This window comes from Streptomyces sp. P6-2-1, assembly GCF_050613165.1.
Classification (GTDB): domain Bacteria; phylum Actinomycetota; class Actinomycetes; order Streptomycetales; family Streptomycetaceae; genus Streptomyces.
In genome coordinates this window covers 4,303,441-4,321,246 of the sequence record NZ_CP192513.1, presented here as the reverse complement: position 1 = coordinate 4,321,246, position 17,806 = coordinate 4,303,441, and the positions used below count along the sequence as shown (strand labels likewise).

The 17,806-nt window shown below is 74.1% G+C and carries 14 protein-coding genes, 1 tRNA gene and 1 pseudogene; 3 read left to right on the top strand and 13 right to left on the bottom strand.

Annotation, left to right across the window (positions count from 1 at the left end; translation table 11 throughout):
• Nucleotides 1-155 precede the first annotated feature (155 nt).
• Nucleotides 156-237 (bottom strand) — tRNA-Tyr (locus ACQYWQ_RS18635).
• 197 nt (nt 238-434) lie between these two features.
• Between ACQYWQ_RS18635 and ACQYWQ_RS18630 the strand changes: the two genes are divergently transcribed.
• Nucleotides 435-923 carry a YajQ family cyclic di-GMP-binding protein gene (locus tag ACQYWQ_RS18630; protein WP_431035993.1) on the top strand — a complete coding sequence of 163 codons (489 nt, stop codon included), beginning with the start codon at nt 435-437 and terminating at the stop codon, nt 921-923.
• 89 nt (nt 924-1,012) lie between these two features.
• Here ACQYWQ_RS18630 and ACQYWQ_RS18625 read toward each other — a convergent pair whose 3' ends face one another.
• Entirely contained in the window at nt 1,013-1,279 is a 267-nt protein-coding gene (locus ACQYWQ_RS18625; RefSeq protein WP_007823195.1) for a GlsB/YeaQ/YmgE family stress response membrane protein, read from the bottom strand.
• 259 nt (nt 1,280-1,538) lie between these two features.
• Here ACQYWQ_RS18625 and ACQYWQ_RS18620 point away from each other — a divergent pair, with 259 nt between their 5' ends.
• Nucleotides 1,539-1,961, top strand: a complete 423-nt coding sequence (locus tag ACQYWQ_RS18620) for a YccF domain-containing protein (RefSeq protein WP_431035991.1) — start codon at nt 1,539-1,541, stop codon at nt 1,959-1,961.
• Between the two features lie 21 nt (nt 1,962-1,982).
• Here ACQYWQ_RS18620 and htpX read toward each other — a convergent pair whose 3' ends face one another.
• The 11 genes and pseudogenes from htpX to ACQYWQ_RS18565 all read right to left on the bottom strand — a co-directional run bounded on the left by htpX (nt 1,983) and on the right by ACQYWQ_RS18565 (nt 15,301).
• Nucleotides 1,983-2,852: a zinc metalloprotease HtpX gene (htpX, locus tag ACQYWQ_RS18615; RefSeq protein ID WP_431035990.1), complete on the bottom strand. Its 870-nt coding sequence runs from the start codon at nt 2,850-2,852 to the stop codon at nt 1,983-1,985.
• Between the two features lie 168 nt (nt 2,853-3,020).
• The gene (locus tag ACQYWQ_RS18610; protein WP_431035988.1) at nt 3,021-4,601 is read right to left on the bottom strand and encodes an NADH-quinone oxidoreductase subunit N; all 1,581 of its coding nucleotides are present in this window, start codon (nt 4,599-4,601) and stop codon (nt 3,021-3,023) included.
• A complete protein-coding gene (locus ACQYWQ_RS18605) occupies nt 4,598-6,487 on the bottom strand; it encodes a complex I subunit 4 family protein (protein ID WP_431035987.1) in 1,890 nt (629 codons plus the stop codon). Before ACQYWQ_RS18605 ends, ACQYWQ_RS18610 begins: the two co-directional genes overlap by 4 nt.
• 3 nt (nt 6,488-6,490) lie before the next feature.
• On the bottom strand, nt 6,491-8,521 hold the full coding sequence (locus ACQYWQ_RS18600) for an NADH-quinone oxidoreductase subunit 5 family protein (RefSeq protein ID WP_431035985.1): 2,031 nt from the start codon (nt 8,519-8,521) through the stop codon (nt 6,491-6,493).
• Entirely contained in the window at nt 8,518-8,916 is a 399-nt protein-coding gene (nuoK, locus tag ACQYWQ_RS18595) for an NADH-quinone oxidoreductase subunit NuoK (protein ID WP_431035983.1), read from the bottom strand. Before nuoK ends, ACQYWQ_RS18600 begins: the two co-directional genes overlap by 4 nt.
• A gap of 739 nt (nt 8,917-9,655) precedes the next feature.
• Nucleotides 9,656-10,277 (bottom strand): annotated as a pseudogene (locus tag ACQYWQ_RS18590) (NADH-quinone oxidoreductase subunit J family protein); the annotation flags it as partial.
• Nucleotides 10,274-11,065 (bottom strand): 4Fe-4S binding protein, encoded by a 792-nt coding sequence (locus ACQYWQ_RS18585; RefSeq protein WP_431035981.1) that lies wholly within the window; start codon nt 11,063-11,065, stop codon nt 10,274-10,276. The gene ACQYWQ_RS18585 and the pseudogene ACQYWQ_RS18590, both read right to left, overlap by 4 nt.
• Nucleotides 11,066-12,034, bottom strand: coding sequence for a complex I subunit 1/NuoH family protein (locus ACQYWQ_RS18580; RefSeq protein ID WP_431035979.1), 969 nt, complete (start codon nt 12,032-12,034; stop codon nt 11,066-11,068).
• Nucleotides 12,031-14,268, bottom strand: coding sequence for an NADH-quinone oxidoreductase subunit C (locus tag ACQYWQ_RS18575; protein ID WP_431035977.1), 2,238 nt, complete (start codon nt 14,266-14,268; stop codon nt 12,031-12,033). Before ACQYWQ_RS18575 ends, ACQYWQ_RS18580 begins: the two co-directional genes overlap by 4 nt.
• Nucleotides 14,265-14,885 (bottom strand): NADH-quinone oxidoreductase subunit B, encoded by a 621-nt coding sequence (locus tag ACQYWQ_RS18570; RefSeq protein ID WP_431035975.1) that lies wholly within the window; start codon nt 14,883-14,885, stop codon nt 14,265-14,267. The genes ACQYWQ_RS18575 and ACQYWQ_RS18570 overlap by 4 nt, the downstream gene beginning before the upstream one ends.
• Nucleotides 14,876-15,301, bottom strand: coding sequence for an NADH-quinone oxidoreductase subunit A (locus ACQYWQ_RS18565; protein WP_431035973.1), 426 nt, complete (start codon nt 15,299-15,301; stop codon nt 14,876-14,878). Before ACQYWQ_RS18565 ends, ACQYWQ_RS18570 begins: the two co-directional genes overlap by 10 nt.
• A 237-nt stretch (nt 15,302-15,538) precedes the next feature.
• On the opposite strand from ACQYWQ_RS18565, the gene ACQYWQ_RS18560 reads away from it, so the two are divergent.
• Nucleotides 15,539-16,765, top strand: coding sequence for a sensor histidine kinase (locus ACQYWQ_RS18560; protein WP_431035971.1), 1,227 nt, complete (start codon nt 15,539-15,541; stop codon nt 16,763-16,765).
• The last annotated feature ends 1,041 nt before the right edge of the window (nt 16,766-17,806 follow it).

The following is a 17,806-nucleotide window of genomic DNA, read 5'->3' as shown; positions in this document are numbered from 1 at the left end:
TCACATCCGACCGAGAACGTCTTGCCCTCTCGTCCCGCCTCCGTGCCGGACCGCAAGCGCTCCGGTGCCACACACGAAGATCCTTCACTCAGCACAACGACGAGGGGCCCGGTGACCAGCCGTTTCGGCTGATTACCGGGCCCCTCGTTCCCGTGTGGCGGCGCCAGGATTCGAACCTGGGAAGGCTGAGCCGGCAGATTTACAGTCTGCTCCCTTTGGCCGCTCGGGCACACCGCCTGGGATCGCTGGTCGGGCTTCCGGCGCGGGGCCGGGGGTGTCCTTCCAACGGGGAAAACAATACCTGATGGTGGGGGGTGCTTCGCCACCCGGTTGTCCGGGGCCCGCGCGGGGTGGGGTGGCTAGGCTTTGGGGCTGCGGCCCGCTGGGGTCGCCGCCCGTCATCCGAGCAATCCGAGCCAAGGAGCCACAGGAACATGGCCGACTCCAGTTTCGACATCGTCTCGAAGGTCGAGCGGCAGGAGGTCGACAACGCCCTCAACCAGGCCGCCAAGGAGATCTCGCAGCGCTACGACTTCAAGGGCGTGGGTGCGTCCATCGCGTGGTCGGGCGAGAAGATCCTCATGGAGGCGAACTCCGAGGAGCGCGTGAAGGCGATCCTGGACGTCTTCCAGTCGAAGCTCGTCAAGCGGGGCATCTCGCTCAAGGCGCTGGACGCGGGTGAGCCGCAGATCTCCGGCAAGGAGTACAAGCTGTTCGCCTCCATCGAGGAGGGCATCTCGCAGGACAACGCCAAGAAGGTCGCGAAGATCATCCGCGACGAGGGCCCGAAGGGCGTCAAGGCCCAGGTCCAGGGCGATGAGCTGCGGGTCTCGTCGAAGAGCCGCGACGACCTCCAGTCCGTCATCGCGCTGCTGAAGGGCAAGGACTTCGACTTCGCGCTCCAGTTCGTCAACTACCGGTAGGCGAAGGGCGTGGGTGGTACGGGTGAGGGGCGGCGCCCCGTGTGCGCGCCGCCCCTCACCCGTACCGGCCGCCGCTTCCGGCCGCCGGTTCAGTCCCGCGAGTTGCCGAAGATCAGCCGGTAGCCGATGAGCAGGACGAGCGAGCCGCCGACCGCCGAGATCCACGTGGGCAGGTCGTAGAAGTCCTTCGAGATCGGGTGATCCAGGAAGCGGGACGAGATCCAGCCGCCGAGGAAGGCACCGACGATGCCGATGAGGGTCGTGCCGACGAGGCCGCCCGGGTCACGGCCCGGGAGGAGGATCTTCGCGACCGCTCCTGCCAGGAGGCCGAGGATGATCCAGCTGATGATGCCCATGTGCGTCCCACTCCTGATCGTTTTGCTTTCGGGGGGCTCTACCCACAGGGACGTACGTGATCACCTGCGAGGTTGACGCGAAGGTGTCACGGTCGTGTCACTGCCCGCGCGGCCGCTTCCCGATCGCGCAACAAAGCAGGCGCACGGCGCTTGGCGGCGTCCTCCGGGTTGGTAGAGGTGGGGGGACGAACCCCGGCCTCGGGACCCGGAACGGATGCGGCACGGACGCGTCACCGATCGAAAGGCACAAGGCGACCTCGTGAAACTGATCAATCTCGTGCTCAACCTGCTGTGGCTGATCTTCTGCGGAATCTGGATGGCCCTCGGCTATCTGCTCGCGGGCATCATCTGCTGCGTCTTCATCGTCACGATCCCGTTCGGGATCGCTTCCTTCCGCATCGCGGGCTATGTGCTCTGGCCCTTCGGGCGCACCACGGTCGAGCGCCGGGACGCGGGGGCGCCGTCCTTCATCGGCAACGTGATCTGGGTGATCTTCGCCGGCTGGTGGCTCGCGCTCGGGCACCTGCTGACGAGCATCCCGCTCTTCCTCTCGATCATCGGCATCCCCTTCGGCTGGGCGAACCTCAAGCTCATCCCGATCTCGCTCATGCCGCTCGGACGCGAGATCGTCTCGACCGACCAGCCGTTCGCCGCGCGCCCCGGCGAGGCGCGGAGCTGGTGACACCTCCGGGTGGGGCGGCGCTCAGGACTGCCCGCCCCCGCCCGCCATCCGCTCCAGTCGCGCGATGCGCTCCGCCATCGGCGGGTGTGTGGAGAACATGTTCGTCAGCCCCTGACCTGGGCGGAAGGGGTTGGCGATCATCATGTGGCTCGCCGTCTCGATGCGTGGCTCGGAGGGCAGCGGGAGCTGCTTCGTCCCCGCGTCGAGCTTGCGGAGCGCGGAGGCGAGGGCGAGCGGGTCGCCGGTGAGCTGGGCCCCCGAGGCGTCCGCCTGGTACTCGCGTGAGCGGCTGATGGCGAGCTGGATGAGCGAGGCGGCGAGCGGGCCGAGGAGCATCGTCAGGAGCAGGCCGATCAGGCCGGGGCCCTCGTCGTCGTCCGAGCGGCCGATCGGAATGAGCCACGCGAAGTTGACGAGGAACATGATCACGGAGGCGAGGGCCCCCGCGACCGAGGAGATGAGGATGTCCCGGTTGTAGACGTGGCTCAGCTCGTGCCCGAGCACACCGCGCAGCTCGCGCTCGTCGAGGATGCGCAGGATGCCGTCGGTGCAGCACACGGCGGCGTTGCGCGGATTGCGCCCGGTGGCGAAGGCGTTGGGGGCCTCGGTGGGCGAGATGTACAGGCGCGGCATGGGCTGGCGGGCCTCGGTGGACAGCTCCCGGACGATCCGGTAGAGCCCGGGGGCCTCGAACTCGCTGACGGCCCTGGCCCGCATGGCGCGCAGTGCGAGCTTGTCGCTGTTCCAGTACGCGTAGGCGTTGGTGCCGACGGCGACGAGGAGCGCGATGATCAGCCCCATCCGGCCGAAGAAGGAGCCGATGACGAGGATGAGCGCGGAAAGACCCCCGAGGAGTACAGCGGTCTTCAAGCCATTGTGCCGGCGGTGCACAGTACGCCCTCCAAGTCGTGCGGCGGGGAACCCTTCCTGACGCCTTCCGCGGTCAGCGTCCGGTGGACCTGGGTCAAGTGGACCCTTCGTTACTGGTCAACGCCAGGCGAGCGCCTCAGGTTCCCCGTCCGGCCGGGGTGCGGCTGCCCTCCGTACGGGTGAGGCGGCTCAGAAGAGCGTGGCGTCAGCGAGGCGGAGGATCAGCTGCGGTGCCGCGGAGAGGGCGACGGCGAGGAGGCCGCAGACGGTCAGCACGGTGAGGAGGGCGAGGGGGCGCCCTGCCGCGGTGACGGGCGCGGCTGCCCGTACGGGGGCCTTCTCGCGTACGGGGGCCTTCTCGCGTACGGCCGTGGCGGTGCCGCCTCCCGCGGTCGGGACGTCGGCCGCTTCCGTGGCCGGTTCCGGTGTCGCACGGAAGAGGGACGCCGTCCAGCGGAGGTAGTAGACGAGGGCGATCGCGACGTTGACGGCCGTGACGACGGCGAGCCAGCCGAGGCCCGCGTCGATCGCGGCCTCGAAGACGGCGAGCTTCGCGAAGAGTCCGGCGAGGCCCGGCGGGAGCCCCGCGAGGCAGAGCAGGAAGAAGGCGAGGAGGAGGGCGAGGGCCGGGTGGCGCGCGTACAGGCCCCGGAAGTCGGCGAGGCGGCCGCGCGCGAGGAGGGCCACGGCGGCGAAGGAGCCGAGGTTGACAGCGGCGTACATGAGCGCGTACGCGAGCGTCGCGCCGATCGCGTGCTCCGGGCGGTCCGTGTACGCGGCGGAGGCGAGCGGGACGAGGAGGTACCCGGCCTGTCCAACCGAGGACCACGCGAGGAGGCGCACGGCGCTGAAGGGGCGCGTGGGGTCCTGGCGCAGCGCCGCGGCGTTGCCGAGCGTCATCGTGAGCGCGGCGAGGACCGCGAGCGCGGGGCCCCACACGTTCCCGTACGAGGGGAAGGCGCGCACCGTGACGAGCGCGAGGCCCGAGAAGCCGACCGCCTTGCCGACGACGGAGAGGTAGGCGGCGACCGGGAGCGGGGCGCCCGTGTAGGTGTCGGGGACCCAGAAGTGGAAGGGGACGGCCGCGGTCTTGAAGGCGAAGCCGACGAGCGTGAGGACGACGCCGACGCGCGCGAGGGTGCGGAGCTGGGGGTCGACGTCGCCGAGGGCGGCGGCGACGGCGTCGAGGTGGACGCTGCCGGTGCTCGCGTACACGAAGGCGGTGCCGAGGAGGGTCACGGCGGTCGCGGTGACCGAGGAGAGGAAGAACTTGAGGGCCGCTTCGGCGGAGCGGCGGGCGCCGTGGCGCAGGCCGACGAGCGCGAAGGACGGGAGCGTCGCGACCTCCAGGGCGACGACGAGCGTCGCGAGGTCGCGCGCCGCCGGGAGGAGCGCCGCTCCGGCGGCGGAGGACAGGAGCAGGAACCAGTACTCGCCCGCGGGGAGGCGCTGTTCGCGTACGGCGGTGAAGGAGAGGAGCGCGGCGAGGAGCGCGCCGCCGAGGACGAGGAGCTGGACGGTCAGCGCGAAGTGGTCGGCGCGGTAGCTGCACCCCGCCTCGGCGACGCAGAAGGTCGCGCGGTCGCCGTCCAGGAGCGGGAGGAGGCTCAGGAGGGCGAGGGCGAGGCCCGCGACGGCGCCGATGCCGAGGAGGGGTTTGCGGGCCTCGGGGGTGAAGAGGTCGGCGACGAGCACGGCGAGCGCGACGAGCGCGGTGAGGGCGGGCGGGGCGACGGCGAGCCAGTCGACGGACTGCACGAGGGTGGTCATGCCGCGCCTCCGGTGAGCAGCTTGTGGACGGCCGGGTCGCTCAGGCCGATGAGGAGCGCGGGCCACAGCCCGGCGAGGACGGTGAGGGCGACGAGCGGCGTCCAGGCGACCGCCTCGGGGGCGCTCAGCTCGGGGAAGGGACGCTCGGCGAGGGCGGGCGGCTCGTAGGGCGCGGCGGGCGTCGGCGGGGCGTCGAGGAGGAGGGGGGCGGGGTCGGCGGCGGAGGGCGCGGAGGTGGTGCCGGGGGTGGTGGCGGAGGTGGTGGCGGAGGTGGCGACGGGGTGCGGGGACTCGGGGGTTTCCCCTAGGGGGGAATTCACTGGAAGGAGTGAATTGTCCCGGAGGGGGGCCGGGCCCATGCACAGGCGGCGGACGACGAGCAGGAGGTACGCGGCGGTGAGGAGCGTGCCGAGGCCGGCGACGGCCATGCAGCTCAGGAACGTGGCGCGGTGGAGGCCGCCCGCCGGGTCGAAGGCCCCGTACATCGTAAGCATTTCGCCCCAGAAGCCCGCGAGGCCCGGGAGGCCGAGCGAGGCGACGGCGGCGAAGGCGAGCAGCACGGCGTAGCGCGGGGCGCGGCCGTAGAGCGCCGCTCCCGCGGAGCCGCTGAGGCGGTCCAGGACGGAGGTGCCCGCGCGGTCCTTGACGCCGCCGACGAGGAAGAAGAGCAGCCCCGTGATGAGGCCGTGGGCGATGTTCGCGAAGAGCGCGCCGTTGAGGCCCTGCGGGGTCATGCTCGCGATACCGAGCAGCACGAAGCCCATGTGCCCTACGGAGGAGTACGCGACGAGGCGCTTGAGGTCGCCGCCGGAGCCGCGCCGTACGAGCTGGAGGCACGCGAGCGAGCCCCACAGGATGCCCGCGGCGGCGAAGACCGCGAGCCAGGGCGCGAAGACCTTCATGCCCTCGGGCGCGACCGGGATGGCGACGCGGACGAAGCCGTACGTGCCCATCTTGAGCAGGACCCCGGCGAGCAGCACGGAGCCGGCCGTGGGCGCCGCGGTGTGCGCGGCGGGCAGCCAGCTGTGGAGCGGCCACATCGGGGACTTGACCGCGAGGCCGAGACCGATCGCCAGAACGGCCGTGACCTGCACGGATTTACTGAGCCCTGAGCCGTTGTCAGTGGCGAGTGCCACCATGTCGAACGTGCCCGCCCTCAGGCCGATCAGGAGCAGCCCGAGGAGCATGACGGCGGAGCCGACCAGGGTGAAGAGGATGAACTTCCAGGCGGCCTGTTCCCGCTTGGCGCCGCCCCAGCGGGCGATGAGGAAGTACATCGGGATCAGGACGGTCTCGAAGGCGACGAAGAAGAGCACCAGGTCGAGCACGGCGAAGGCGGCGAGCGCGCCGCCTTCGAGCAGGAGCAGGAGCGCCACGAAGGCGCGCGGGGTGCCGCCCTTGGGCGGCCGGAAGTAGCTGTGCAGGGCACAGAGGAAGGTGAGGAGGGCGGTGAGGACGAGGAGGGGGAGCGAGATGCCGTCGACACCGAGGTGGAAGCGGATGTCGTACGCGGCGATCCAGCTGACGTCCGTGCTCGCCTGGATGTGGGCGGCGTGGCCGCGGTCGAAGCCGAGGGCGAGGAGCAGCGCGGCGGCGAGGATCGCGGCGCTGACGGTGACGCCGTGGCGCAGTACCGCCTGCTCGGGGTTGCGGCCGCGCAGTCCGGGCGGGGCGGGGAGGAGGGCGGCGAGCGCGCCCAGGAGGGGGCCGAGTACGACGATCAGGAGCAGCACGGACCGGGTGGTCTCGCCGAGGCCGATGAGGGCGCCGCTCGCGAGGTGGTCCGCGGGCGCGGGGAGCGGGGCGGGCGGGGTCCCCGCGATACCGGGGGCGCTCGTGCCGGTCGCGAGTGCGTGCGCCGTGAGGGCGCCGAGGATGTGGGCCACGGTTCAGGCTCCCGCCGCGTAGAGGACGACCGCGCAGGTCAGGAGGGCGGCCGCGGCGATCAGCGCGCCCAGGTACGTCTGGATGTTGCCGGTCTGGGCGCGCCGGACGGCCGTGCCCAGGAGCTTGGGGAGGGCGGCGGCGCCGCGTACGTAGGTGTCGACGACGGCCGCGTCGAGGAAGCGGACGAGCCGGGCGCCCGCGCGGACGGGGGTGACGGCGAGGGCCGCGTAGAGCCTGTCGACGTGGAAACCCGTGGCCGCGTGCCGGTGGAGGCCGCCGAGGAGGAGGCGGCCCGGGTCGGCCGGGTCCTCGGTGCCGCCGGGGGCGCCGTAGGCGGCGGGACGGCTCGCGATGGCCTGGGCCTCGGTGCGGCCCGCGTCGCCGTCGGGCCCCGCGGCGACCGCGCCGAGCGGGTAGCGGGCGGCGAGGGCCTTGGTGTGGCGCCAGGCGCCGTAGGTGAGGACGGCGCCGACGAGGGCGACGCCTGTGCCGAGGACGGAGGTGGTGAGCGTCGGCGCGAGTTCACGGCCGTCGAACCAGTCGGGGAGCGTCCAGGCGGTGAGGCCGAAGAGGAAGGTGGGGATCGCGAGGAGCCAGAGGACGGCGTTCATGACGCGGGGGGTCGCGGGGTGGTCGTGGGCGGAGGTCTCGTCGGCGGCCTGCGCGCGGGCTGCCGGGGCAGCCGGGGCCTCGCGGGTGCCGAGGAGGAGCCAGAGGCGGGTCGCGTAGGCGCCGGTGAGGAGGGCGGTGGCGAGACCGGCGACGAGGACGAGCCAGCCGGCGGCGGTGGGGATGCCGTGGGCGTGTCCTGTGGCGGCGTGCTCGGCCGCGCCGAGGACGGCTTCCTTGGAGAAGAAGCCGGTGAACGGGGGGATGGCGGCGAGTGCGAGGAGCGCGACCGTCATCGTCCAGTAGGCGTCGGGGACCGCGCGGCGCAGGCCGGGCATACGGGACATGGCCGCGAGCGAGTTCGTACCGGCCGCGTGGATGACGACACCCGCGGCGAGGAAGAGGAGCGCCTTGAAGGCGCCGTGCGAGAGGAGGTGGAAGACGGCGGCGCCCCGGTCGCCGACGGCGAGGGCGCCGGTCATGTAGCCGAGCTGGCCTGCGGTCGAGTAGGCGAGGACGCGCTTGATGTCGTCCTGGGCGAGCGCGGCGAGCCCGGAGCCGACCATCGTGACGGCGGCGAGGACGGCGAGGACGACGAGCGCGGCGGCCGACGCGGTGAAGACGGGCAGGAGGCGCGCGACGAGGTAGACCCCGGCAGCGACCATCGTCGCCGCGTGGATGAGCGCGGAGACGGGCGTGGGCCCGGCCATCGCGTCGGGCAGCCACGTGTGCAGCGGGAACTGCGCGGACTTGCCGACGACGCCGCACAGCAGGAGCAGTGCGATGAGCGTGGGGTGGTCGAGTCCGCCGTGCGTGACGGTGTGCAGGACCTCGGTGATGCGGAAGGACCCGGTGTCGGCGGCGAGGGCGAAGAGACCGAAGAGGAAGGGGACGTCGCCGAGCTTCGTGACGAGGAACGCCTTGAGCGAGGCGGAGCGGGCCTCGGGGGTCTCCCAGTAGTGCCCGATGAGGAAGTACGAGCAGATGCCCATGACCTCCCAGCCGACGAGCAGCACCATGAGGTCGCCGGAGTAGACGACGAGGAGCATCGCGGAGGTGAAGAGCGAGACGAGCGCGGCGTACGAGGAGTAGCGGGGGTCCTCGCGGAGGTAGCCGGTCGAGTAGAGCTGGACGCACGTCGAGACGACGGTGACCAGGACGGCGACGAGGGCGGCGAAGCCGTCGATGTGGAGCGCGAGGTCGACGGGTGCCGCGCCTGTCGGGGTGAGGCGGGTCGCCGCGTCGATCGTCGCGCCGCCGCCCTGGCGCACGGCGACGAGGACGGCGAGGACGGCGCTCGCGAGGGCGGGGAGCACCGCGAGCGGGCGGACGAAGCGGGGCGCGCCGCGACCGGTGAACAGCCCGGCGATCCCGGCGAGGAACGGCAGGAGGGGGACGAGGACGGCGAGGGTCGTGGTGTTCACGCGGCTGCTCCGGGGGTGCGCGTGCCGGGGGCGGCCGGGTCCGTGCTGCCGGGGCCTTCGAGGGCTTCCGGGTCCTCGGGGCCGTACGGGGGTTCGGCGGTGTCGCGCAGGGCGTCGACGGCGATCGTGCCCCTGGCCCGGTACACGGCGAGGACGACCGCGAGGCCGATACCGATCTCGGCGGCGGCGATCGCGATGGTGAAGAGGGTGAGCGCCTGCCCGGCGTGGACGGTGTCGCGCAGCCAGACGTCGAAGGCGACGAGGTCGAGGTTGACGGCGTTGAGCATCAGCTCGACGGACATGAGCACGAGGATCGCGTTGCGCCGCGCGAGCACCCCGTAGATCCCGGTGCAGAAGAGGAGGGCCGACAGCACGGCCGGATAGACGAGATGCATCAGCGCGGGTCCTCCGGGTGCGGGGCCTCACCGGTGGCGGCGTCGGCGGCGGGGCGGGGAGCCTCGGCGGCGGGGCGGGCCTCGGCGGTGGCGCGGCGGGCGTCGCTGGCCTCGGTGGCGGGGCGGGCGTCCGTGGCCTCGGTGGCGGGGCGGGCCTCGGCGGCGGGGCGGGCCTCGCCGGTGACGCGGCGGGCGTCGGTGACGTCGGCGGCGGGACGGGCCTCGGCGGCGCGGCGGGCGTCGGTGACGTCGGTGGCGCGGCGGGCCTCGGTGGCGGGACGGGCGTCCGTGGCCTCAGCGGCGGGACGGGCCTCGGTGACGCGGCGGGCGTCGGTGACGTCGGCGGCGGGGCGGGCCTCGGTGGCGCAGCGGGCGTCAGTGGCGCGGCGGGCGTCGCTGGCCTCGGTGGCGCGGCGGGCGTCGGTGACGTCGGCGGCGGGGCCGGCCTCGGCGGCGGGGCGGGCGTCGGCGGCGGGGCGGGCGTCGCTGGCCTCGGTGGCGGGACGGGCCTCGGCGGCGCGGCGGGCGTCCGTGGCCTCGGCGGCGGGACGGGCCTCGGTGACGCGGCGGGCGTCGGTGACATCGGTGGAGGGGCCGACCTCGGTGGCGAGGCGGGCCTCGGTCGCGCGGCGGGCCTCGGTGGCGGGGCGGGGGGCATCGTCCGTATTCGGCGCGCCGGTGCGTGCGCTCGCGCGGGTACGTGCATCCGCGCCGGTACGTGCGACCGCGCCCGGGCGCCCGGCCGTGCCTGTGCCCGTGCGCGGGCGGGGCTTGGGCCTGGGCCCGGGGGTGTTGCCTCCGTTCCGCCTGCGGGAGAGGACGATCGCGCCGACCAGGGCGGCGAGGAGGAGGACCGAGAGGGCTTCGAAGGGGAGGACCCAGTGGCGGAAGAGGAAGGCGCCCGTGACGGCCGTCGTGCCCTGCGGGTGGTCGCCGTCGAGGTGGATGTACGTCGTGCGGAACGCGTCCGTGACGACCCAGACGAGTCCGGCTGCCGCCACGACGGCGACCGCCGCGGCGAGGGGGCGGCCCGGGGAGTCGGCGTCGTCGGAGCGGCCGATCGGGGCGCGCGTCAGCATGAGGCCGAAGAGGAGCAGGACGACGACCGAGCCCACGTAGATGAGGACCTGCACCCATGCGATGAACTCCGCCGTGAGCAGCAGGTACTCGACCGCGAGGGCGCCGAGCGTCACGACGAGCCAGAGCGCCGCGTGCACGAGCTGCTTCGTGGTGACGGTGACGAGCGCGGCCCCGAAGGCCAGGAGGCCGAAGAGGACGAAGGCGATCTCGACGCCGGTCGGCGAGAGGAAGCCCTGCGGCGCTGTGCCGGTCGCCGGGGCGGCGGCCAGGAGCGTGATCACGACTGCGGCTCCTCACCGGCGGCGGGGTGCGCGCCTGCGGCGGGGGACTGCCTGTCCGTGGCGGAGGACTGCCCACCGGTGGCAGAGGACTGCCCACCCGTGGCAGAAGGCTGCCCACCCGTGGCAGAGGACTGCCCACCCGTGGCAGAAGGCTGCCCACCGGTGGCAGAAGGCTGCCCGCCCGTGGCAGAGGACTGCCCACCCGTGGTCCGTACCGCCGCTGCCGACCCCGCTGCCGACCCCGCTGCCGCCGCGGCTGCCGCCGCCTCCGCTTCCGCCTTGTCGGCGGCCTTCCGTGCCGACGCCAGTTCCTTCGGCTCCTCCGCCGCCGGGTCCACCGCGGGGGGCTCGGGCACCGTCCACATCCACTCGCGGAGCTTGTCGCGCTCGTGCGTGAGGTCGTGGATGTCCGTCTCGGCGTACTCGAACTCGGGGGACCAGAACAGCGCGTCGAAGGGGCAGACCTCGATGCAGATGCCGCAGTACATGCAGAGCGAGAAGTCGATGGCGAAGCGGTCGAGCACGTTGCGGCTGCGCTCGCGGCCGCCGGGCGCGGCCGGGGGCACCGTCTCCTTGTGCGAGTCGATGTAGATGCACCAGTCGGGGCACTCGCGCGCGCACAGCATGCAGACCGTGCAGTTCTCCTCGAAGAGCCCGATGACACCGCGACTGCGCGGGGGCAGCGGCGGGAGCGTGTCGGGGTACTGCGCGGTGACGGACTTGCGCGTCATCGTGCGGAGCGTGACGGCGAGGCCCTTGGCCAGACCCGTGCCGGGAATCGGGGGCATCTAGGAGATCACCACTTTGACGACGCCGGTGAGGGCGATCTGGGCGAGGGCGAGCGGGACGAGCAGCGTCCAGGAGAGCTTCTGGAGCTGGTCTTCGCGGAGGCGGGGGTAGCTGACGCGGAGCCAGATGACGACGAAGGCGAGCAGCGCCGTCTTCAGGAGCGTCCACAGCCAGCCGAGCCCGTCGCCACCGAAGGGGCCGTGCCAGCCGCCGAGGAAGAGGACGGTGGTGAGGCCGCACAGGATGACGATCCCGGCGTACTCGGCGAGCAGGAAGAGCGCGAAGCGCAGCCCCGTGTACTCCGTGTACGCGCCGAAGATGATCTCCGAGTCGGCGACCGGCATGTCGAACGGCGGGCGTTGCAGCTCGGCGAGCCCGGCGACGAAGAAGACGAAGCCGCCGACGATCTGCCACGGGACCCACCACCAGTGGAACGCGCCGAGGATGCCGGGCAGCGAGACCGTACCTGCCGCCATCGCGACGGAGGCGGCGGCGAGGAGCATCGGGAGTTCGTAGGCGAGGAGCTGGGCCGCGGTACGGAGGCCGCCGAGCAGCGAGAACTTGTTCGCGGAGGCCCACCCGGCCATGAGCGAGCCGAGCACGCCGACGCCCATGACGGCGAGCGCGAAGAAGATCCCCGCGTCGACGACGGTCCCGACCGCGCTGTCCCCCGGGCCGACCGGGATGACGAGCAGTACGAGGAGGTACGGGATCAGCGCGACGGCGGGCGCGAGCCGGAAGATCCGCCGGTCGGCGTCGGCCGGGACGATGTCTTCCTTCTGCGCGAACTTGACGCCGTCGGCCATGAGCTGCGCCCAGCCGTGGAACCCACCGGCGAACATGGGCCCGAGCCGCCCCTGCATGTGCGCCATGACCTTGTGCTCGGCCTGCCCGACGGCGAGCGGCAGCACGAGGAACCCGACGAAGACGAGCACGAGTCGCAGGGCGTCACCGAGGACGTCATTCACGCGGGCTCGCCTCCGGCGGGGTTCTCGGGACGGTGGATCGGTCGGTGGGTCGGTTCGGTATCGGGCACGGGGCCGCTACGTGGCGGCCGGTCGGCCGGGGAGTCCGGGTCGGCACGCGGCACAGGGTCGGCACCGGAGTCCGGGTCGGTACGCGAGGGCCGTTCGGCCGGGGCGGCCGGATCGGCACGCGGCGCCGGGTCAGCCCCGGGGACCCGCCTCGCCCCGGGCCCGGGCGCCTGGTCGGCCTCGGAGGCCGGGGCCGTACGCGGCGCCGGATCGGCGTCGGGGGCCGGATCGGCGTCGGGGGCCGGATCGGCGTCGGAGGCCGGATCGGCGTCGGGGGCCGGAGCAGTACAAGAGGACTGGCCAGCCCCTGACGTCGGGTCCGTGCGCGGGGACCGGTCCGCCCCGGCGGCCGGATCGGCACGCGGCGCCCGGTCGGCCCCAGAAACCTGCCTGGCCTCAGGCGCCCGGTCGGCCCCGGGTGCAGGGTCGGCGCCGGAGGACGGGTCGGCCTGAGACGGCGGGTCCGCTTCGGGTGTCTGGTCGGCCTCGGGCGGCTCGGCGGACCGGGGTTCCTGCTGGTCGGGCGTGTCTTCGGGGGTCTCGGCGGGGGCGGCGCCGCGCGCGGTGCGCTGCGGGGCCGAGCCGTCGGAAGCGGTACGGAAGCGGCGCGCAGGGTCGGCTTCGGCCTCGGCACGGCCCGGAACGGGCTCCGGCTCCGGGCGCGCCGAGACGGCGTCGGACTCCGCAGGCACCGGAGCGGCTTCGCCCTCCGCACGGCTCGGAGCGGCCTCCGACTCCGCCTGCGCAGGGGCAGCCTCGGACTCCGTACGGGCCGGAGCGGGCCCCGGCTTCCCTTGCCGCGTCGCCGAACCCTCCGGCGTCGCAGGGGGCGCGTCGGCACCAAGGGTCTCCTCGGCCCGGGGCTCCCGCTGGTCCCGCGTGCCCTCGGGGGCCCGGCGACTCGCGTCCTCCGGGGCGGGTGCGGGGGGTGACGTCGCTTCCTGGTCGTCGAAGGCCGGGCGGGCGTGGTGCCAGGGGGCGTCGGAGCTGCCCGCCCGGGTCGCGCGCCCCTCGGGGGCCTCGCGCCGCGAGGCGCGCTGCGAGGCCGAGCCCTCAGAGGCGGTACGGGAGCGGCGGGCCGAAGCCGCACCCGGCTCCGCACCCGCCGAAGCAGCCTCGGCCCCCGGGCGCACCGAAGCGCCACCCGACCCCGAGCCCGCCTCCGACTCCGACTCCGCACCATCCCCGGCGCCACCCGACCCCGAGCCCACCGGACCCGCCTCCGACTCCGCACCGTCCCCGGCGCCGCCAGGCGCCCGGCGCACCGAAGCCGCGCCCGGCTCTCGGCGCGCGGAGGTGGCCTCGGCCTCCGGGCCCCCAGAAGCCGCATCCGGCGCCGTACCCCCCGGGCCCGTCTCCCGCTCCGTGGCCCGCGCGGGCGCTTCGGGCGTGCGTTGTGTCGCCGAGCCTTCCGAGGCTGTGCGGGCGCGGCGCGGGCGGGTGGGGCCCGGCTCCTCGCGTTGCGATGCCGAGCCGGCCGAGGCCGCGCGGGTGCGGCGGGCCGGGGCGCCTTCCGCCGCGCCCGTACCCGTACCCGCGCCCGTACCCGTACCCGCCGCCCCCGCCGTTCGTGTGCGGCGGGCCGGGCGGGCCGGGGCCTCGGGGAGTTGGCCCTTCAGGGGGCCCCACTCGTTGGGGTCGGGGACGCCGGGAGGAAGCATCTGGCGGCGTTTGGGGGTGCCGTGGCCCGATTCGCCCGGTTCCTTCGCGCCCGGCCATGCCTTCGCGACGCGGGCGGCGAGGACGAAGTCCTTGCGCAGCGGGTGGCCCTCGAAGGTCTCCGGGAGGAGGAGCGGGGTCAGGTTCGGGTGGCCGTCGAAGCGCAGGCCGAACATCTCGTGCGTCTCGCGCTCGTGCCAGGCGGCGCCCGCGTAGACCCCGATCGCCGAGGCGAGTACGGGCGACTCGTGCGGCACGGTCGTACGGAGCAGCAGGCGCCGTACGGGCGCGAGCGCGACGACGTGCGCGCAGACGCGGAAGCCCGTGCCGGGCTCGTCGACGGCGGAGAGCCAGTCGAAGTACGTGCAGCCGAGGACGCGGCGGGCCGTGTCGAGCGAGGCCGTCCACGTGTCCGCGGGGACGTCGACGGTCAGCAGCCCGTACGCCTCCTCGGCGCTCGCGCCCGTACCGAAGACCTCTTCGGCCGCTCCCGGAAGCCAGCCGGTCACCGCTCCCCCTCCGGGGGCTTGACCAGGCCGCTGCGGAGCGCGGCGGTCGGGGTGCGCCGTCCGTGCGCGTACCGCTCGGCGGGCGACTCGTGCGCGATCTTCTCCTGGAGCTTGAGGATGCCCTGGAGCAGCGCCTCGGGGCGCGGCGGGCAGCCGGGGACGTAGACGTCGACGGGGATGATCTGGTCGACGCCCTTCGTGACGGAGTACGAGTCCCAGTACGGGCCGCCGCAGTTGGAGCAGGCGCCGAAGGAGATGACGTACTTCGGCTCGGGCATCTGCTCGTACAGGCGCTTGACGGCGGGGGCCATCTTGTCCGTCACCGTGCCCGACACGACCATCAGATCGGCCTGCCGGGGGCCGGGCGCGAAGGGGATGACGCCGAGGCGGATGAAGTCGTGGCGGGACATCGAGGCGGCGATGAACTCGATCGCGCAGCAGGCGAGGCCGAAGTTGAAGACCCACAGGCTGTAGCGGCGGCCCCAGTTGAGGACGACCTTCATGGGCTGCGGGGCGAGGCGCGAGAGCACGCCCGTCGTCCCGGCGGGCGGCGCGGTGGGGTCGGGGAGGTCCACGGGGGCCGGAACGGCGGTGGTGGGCACGGGGGTCACGTCCATTCCAGGACGCCCTTCTTCCAGGCGTAGAGGAGTCCGATGGCGAGGAAGCCGAGGAAGACGAACATCTCGACGAGCGTCGTCGCCCCGTAGCCGGGCGCGGCGAAGACCGTGGCCCAGGGGAAGAGGAAGATCGAGTCCACGGCGAAGATGACGTAGAGGAACGCGTAGACGTAGTAGCGGACCTGGGTGTGCGCCCAGCCCTCGCCGACCGGGTCGACCCCGCACTCGTACGTCAGGAACTTCTCGCGCGTCGGCACGACGGGCCGCAGCAGGCGCCCGGCGGCGAAGGCGAAGGCCACGAAGAGCACGCCCGCGGCGGTGATGACGCCGACGAGGGTGTACGCGTGGAAGTAGCCGGAAGCGGCGAGCGGGACGACGTCCCCGGGGAGGCCCTCGGGACTCAGGGGTTCCGCCACGTCCGTCCTCCGCTCCGCCGGGTCTCGCCTTGCTCGGTCTGGCTCACGCCGTCCTGCGCCGTGCCCGCACGGGCACCCACGGGAGTCTAGGGCCTGCTAAAGAAACGGTAAGCAGTGAGGTCCGGGGCGGAGCCGCGCGGGCGCGGGGGACGGTGGGGACGACGGTGGGGATTTCCCCCCTGCCTCAGTCAGGGCGACCTCATGGCGTCGGCCACGCCGAACGGGCAGGCTGGGGCCATGACCGCATCGGTGACCCCTCAGGACCAGCGCGCCCCCGGCGCTCCGCCCCCCGTGGGCCTCGCCTTTCCGGGGGCGACGTGGAAGGAGTTCGCCCATCTTCTTTCCAACTTTCCGGCCACCCTCATCGGTTTCGTCTACAGCGTCCTGTTCGTCTCGCTCGGCGTCGGCCTCGCCGTGACCGTCATCGGGCTGCCGGTGCTCGTACTCGGGCTGCGCGGGGCGCGGCTCCTCGGACGGTTCGAACGGGGCAGGGCGCGCCGGTTGCTCGGCGTGCGGATCGACGAGCCGAGCCCGATCCCGCGCGGCGACGGGGGCGGCGGCGGGGTGCTCGGGCGGCTGTGGGACGGCGTGAAGGACCCGGTGGGATGGCGCACGGCGCTGTACTCCGTGATCCGGCTGCCGTGGGGCATCGTGACGTTCACGGTGTCGCTGGTGTCGTTCTTCGTGCTGTGGCCGGTGCTCGGTTATCTCGTACGGGGGCTGGCGAACGCGGACCGGGCGATGGTCAGGGGGCTGCTCTCGCCCTCGGACGAGCTGGAGCGCCGTATCGCCGAACTGGAGTCCGGGCGCGGGGTCGTGGTCGACACGGCGGCGGCCGACCTGCGGCGCATCGAGCGGGATCTGCACGACGGGGCGCAGGCGCGGCTCGTGGCGCTCGCGATGGGGCTCGGGCTCGCGAAGGAGAAGGTCATCGAGGACCCGGAGGCGGCCGCGCTCATGGTGGAGGAGGCGCACGGCGAGGTGAAGCTCGCGCTCCAGGAGCTGCGCGACCTCGCGCGCGGCATCCACCCCGCCGTCCTCACCGACCGGGGGCTCGACGCGGCGCTGTCCGCCGTCGCGGCGCGGTGCACGGTGCCGGTACGGGTCGAGGTGGACCTGCGACAGCGGCCCGCCGAGGCGATCGAGGGCATCGCGTACTTCACCGTCTCCGAGCTGCTCCAGAACGTGAGCAAGCACAGCGGGGCCCGGACGGCGGCCGTCGAGGTGTGGCGCGCGGGCGACCGGCTGCTCCTCCAGGTGCACGACGACGGGCACGGGGGCGCTTCGCTCGACGGCGGTACGGGCATGGCGGGCCTCGCCGAACGCCTCGGCGCGGTCGACGGCCTCTTCGTCATCGATTCCCCTGCGGGCGGCCCGACCACGATCACGGCCGAACTCCCCTGGCGGGACCGGGGCGACGACCGCGCCGGACGGAGGGTGACGGGGAAGCGGGGCGGTATGTGAGGAGGGAGCGGCGTGTGCGGAGGGGGCGGTACGTGAAGAGGGGGCGGTAAGAGAACCGCGAAGGTCCCCATGCGCCTGCCCTTCCTCACCCTCCTCCCTCGCCGCCCTCGTCACGGCGGCCGCCGTGAGTCGCCGCCGCGGGGGGACCGTCACCGGGCGGGACGTCCTCGCCGCTGACGGGCCGCGGCTGGTCGCCGTGCGGGCGCGGGCGGACGGTGGCGCCGACGCCAAGCACCCCGCCGCGTCCGGCGCCCTCTCCCCCACCCGGCTCTCCGGGGTCGCGCGCCCGGCGGGCGTGCGCGAGGTCGTGCCGGACCACGTGGCGGCCCTCCGCCCCGCCGATGGCGGCTACCGCCTCACGAGCCACACCCTCACGCCCGCCGAGGCCCCGCCTCTCACCGGCGGCGGCCTCCCCGCGCGCCTCGGCCCGCGCGAGTCGTGCTCCCCGAGCGCGCCGGTGGCACGGACTTCAGGCGGCACGCGGGCCACGGCCTCGCCTTCCGCGAGACGCCCGCGCTGCGCGCCGTCGCCGTCGACGACCCGCGCCGACGCCCGAAGGGCCCGGGGGCGGCCTCCCGCGCCGGACACGGGCGGCCTTCCTCGCGCCGGGCACGGTGGTCGGCCTCGCGGCGGCGGCCTCGCCGCTCCCGGGGGCGCGCGGCGCCGTCGTCGTGGTCGACGGCGACGGGCCCGGGCGGGTGGACCCCGTGACGCGGAAGCCGCGCGCCGAGGGCTTCGCGGCCGCGCCCGCGACGGACCGGACCGGGCGCGGGAGCTGCCGGGGCTCTTCGCCGGGGCGGGTCCGCTCGTGCCGATCGGGCTCGTGGTGCTGACGTCCGCCGCCGCGGCGATCGCGGCGATCGGCGGGGCGCGCGCGGCGGAGGGCGGGCAGGCGCGGCGCGGCGACTTCGTGGTGCCGCGACCGCCGGGGCGCCCCGCCCGGCGCTGCTCGGGGCCGGGTCACGGAGGCGGTGGCGGGGCTCGTGGGCTTCGGGGCCGGTGCGGGGATCGCGTGCGCGCCCGCCGGGGCGCCCGGCGACG

Coding starts and splice junctions, on each gene's coding strand:
- ACQYWQ_RS18630 (WP_431035993.1), top strand. CDS start 435: ATGGCCGACTCCAGTTTCGACATCGTCTCGAAGGTCGAGCGGCAGGAG.
- ACQYWQ_RS18625 (WP_007823195.1), bottom strand. CDS start 1,279: ATGGGCATCATCAGCTGGATCATCCTCGGCCTCCTGGCAGGAGCGGTC.
- ACQYWQ_RS18610 (WP_431035988.1), bottom strand. CDS start 4,601: ATGACCACCCTCGTGCAGTCCGTCGACTGGCTCGCCGTCGCCCCGCCC.
- nuoK (WP_431035983.1), bottom strand. CDS start 8,916: ATGCATCTCGTCTATCCGGCCGTGCTGTCGGCCCTCCTCTTCTGCACC.
- ACQYWQ_RS18585 (WP_431035981.1), bottom strand. CDS start 11,065: ATGCCCCCGATTCCCGGCACGGGTCTGGCCAAGGGCCTCGCCGTCACG.
- ACQYWQ_RS18570 (WP_431035975.1), bottom strand. CDS start 14,885: ATGGACGTGACCCCCGTGCCCACCACCGCCGTTCCGGCCCCCGTGGAC.
- ACQYWQ_RS18560 (WP_431035971.1), top strand. CDS start 15,539: ATGACCGCATCGGTGACCCCTCAGGACCAGCGCGCCCCCGGCGCTCCG.